The organism is Okeania sp. (genome assembly GCF_983059655.1).
In genome coordinates, this window is the sequence record NZ_CEZPJD010000628.1 from 1 (window position 1) to 2,452 (window position 2,452).

At 34.0% G+C, this 2,452-nt stretch carries 2 protein-coding genes; one reads left to right on the forward strand and one right to left on the reverse strand.

All coding sequences use genetic code 11. The features are described 5' to 3' along the window. The coding region (locus tag AC3DU7_RS25535) for an AAA-like domain-containing protein (protein WP_488042089.1) at nucleotides 1–1,044 on the reverse strand (1,044 nt) is incomplete at its 3' end. A gap of 558 nt (nucleotides 1,045–1,602) precedes the next feature. Here AC3DU7_RS25535 and AC3DU7_RS25540 point away from each other — a divergent pair. After that, a complete protein-coding gene (locus AC3DU7_RS25540; RefSeq protein ID WP_488042090.1) occupies nucleotides 1,603–2,202 on the forward strand; it encodes a DUF2059 domain-containing protein in 600 nt (199 codons plus the stop codon). The last annotated feature ends 250 nt before the right edge of the window (nucleotides 2,203–2,452 follow it).

Sequence of the window (2,452 nt, forward strand, 5' to 3'; positions counted from 1 at the left end):
GTTAGCAACTTGTAACCGCTCTTCCTGTTTTACTACTAAACCTGTGAGACCTAACTCCATTTGGTCGGGGTTGTCATCTGCCACTACTCCCCCACTATTCAAAACTTGCTGATACAAACCTAATAACCGACTTGCCCGTTTTTCGTTGACCAAGAGGCGATCGCGAATGGTCTTGAGATGTTCTGGATCATCATGTATTTGCCAATTGTCTATTATTCTCTGTCTCACTAAATCGGCTACCCATCCTGCCTCCTGGCCATCAGGTACAATTTCTGGACTATCCTTAATTAACTTACAAACTTTCTGGGCCAAAAACGGTTGGCCTCCAGTCCAATCTAAAATTACTTCCATCAACTTATTAATATTGGTAGTTTTTTCTACTAAACCTTTTGCTAAGGGTTCTACTTCAGCTAACTGAAAACCTGTTAATTTTATGGGTTTACCAATATTAAAAGGAGTGCGTTTTTTTTCCTTAATTAAATCTGCCGGAGTTGCGACTCCTATCATGGCAAAAGTCAAGCGTTGATAATCTGAATTATCTGCCCGTTTGTTATAACAATCTCGGATAACTGCAAAAAAATCATCAATCTTAAAAGGTAGGCTGATGGTACTGTCTATTTCATCAATAAAAATCACAATATTTTGAGAAATTGAAGGCAATAATTTTTCACCAATAAATTTACTAAATCCCCTGACATTGGAAAGTTGACTATTAGCTTCCCACAGTTTTTCAATATCAAAATCATCATCTAAATTTAAGTCAGTCAAAATCGTATCAATAATACTGGCGTACCATTCTGAGGCGGTAATATCAGAAGTGCCGATTTCTGTCATATCTATAGTGACACAGGCAATATTTTCCTTTTGTAAGCGTTGCATGGTTTTGACCCGCAAGCTAGATTTTCCCATTTGTCGGGAGTTTAATACATAGCAAAATTCTCCGTTTTTTAAACCTTGATATAAGTCTTCATCAGCTTGTCTTTTAACATAAGTTATGGCGTGAAGTGGAAGACTACCACCGATATAATATTCATAGTTATTCATAGTTAATTTTAAGAAGGAAGAGGCAAGAAGGAAAAAGCAAGAAGTGGATGGAAATTCTAACCCCAAGCTGATAGCTCAAAGCTTTTATTTGACAGCGAGTTATAGCAATGTACGCTGGCATATTTACAAATTTCAGGAGGTGTCCAATAGCTAAAAGTTTTATATCATAAGCTTTTTATCCCCCCTACTGCCTACAGCAAAGCTGCCTATTGCCTGCGCACAGCGCTATAAAGTATTAATCTTTAGATTTACACCAACAGACTAAAGCATCATATTAATATTGTATGAAATTGGTATAAGTTAGCTTGTTAGGTTTGGCGATCGCTCTACTCAAGCTACTCAAAGGTTAGCTCTATCTCAATTTATTAAGAGTATGATATTTATCAGTAAGATACACCTATTTTTATTCTTTTCTGTTTCCTAAAATATCGATAATTAAATCTTGCAAAAAAATCATTATGTTATAATTATTAGAATCAAGACCGCAGAAAATGTTGGAGTTAAGGCTCCATTTTTGATTATACGTCTACCTCTAATCAACTTAACTTAATCTGACTCATGTTAAAACAAATATTGCTAATTAGTTTAACTTCTTCATTATTTTTCCTAAATTCTGAAGTTGCTAACTCTCAAATGTTTCCTAATTATTCTGAATCTAATTTGAGAATATCCCAGAAAACTTCTACAAACAAACAACAACTGATCGATCGATATCTGGAACTGATAGGAGGAGAAAAAACATTTCAAGAAGTAATTCGAGCTATGTTGTCTCAGATGGAACAACAATTCAGTTCTATTTTAACTTCTGAATTAGTTGCAAATCAACAACTTTCTCCCGAAGAAAGGCAACAAGTAACAAATAAATTTAACCAAGAAATGACCAGTATTATCCAGAAATCTAATCAGATGTTTCTCGAACGTATTAGCTATCAACAAATTGTTGAAGAAGTTTACTATCCTATCTATGATAAATATTTTACAGAAGAAGATTTGCAGGCATTAATTGAATTTTATCAAACTCCAACTGGCAGGAAAACTATTGAATTTATGCCACAATTGTTTCAAGAATCTATGCAAAGAACAGCTCAGGTACTAAATCCAAAAATTAAGAGTGTTATGCAAGAGATTATTGCTGAGGAATTACAGCGTATCAACTAATAAACTCAAGTCTCATCATAATCATTTCCGGTTGAATAATTAGACTTTGGTGGAAGAAAGGGAGAAGGTTTTCTCCTATTGTCACCTTAATTTTATACACAAAGGATGCTACAGGATATGATCTCATTGAGTTTTTACTTCCTATTCACTTTTAAGTTTATAAAATCTTACTTTTGACTTTTGACTTTTGACTTTTGATTTTTTACTTAATAACTTATAACTTCCGTGAAACGGTATAATCTTCTTCCTT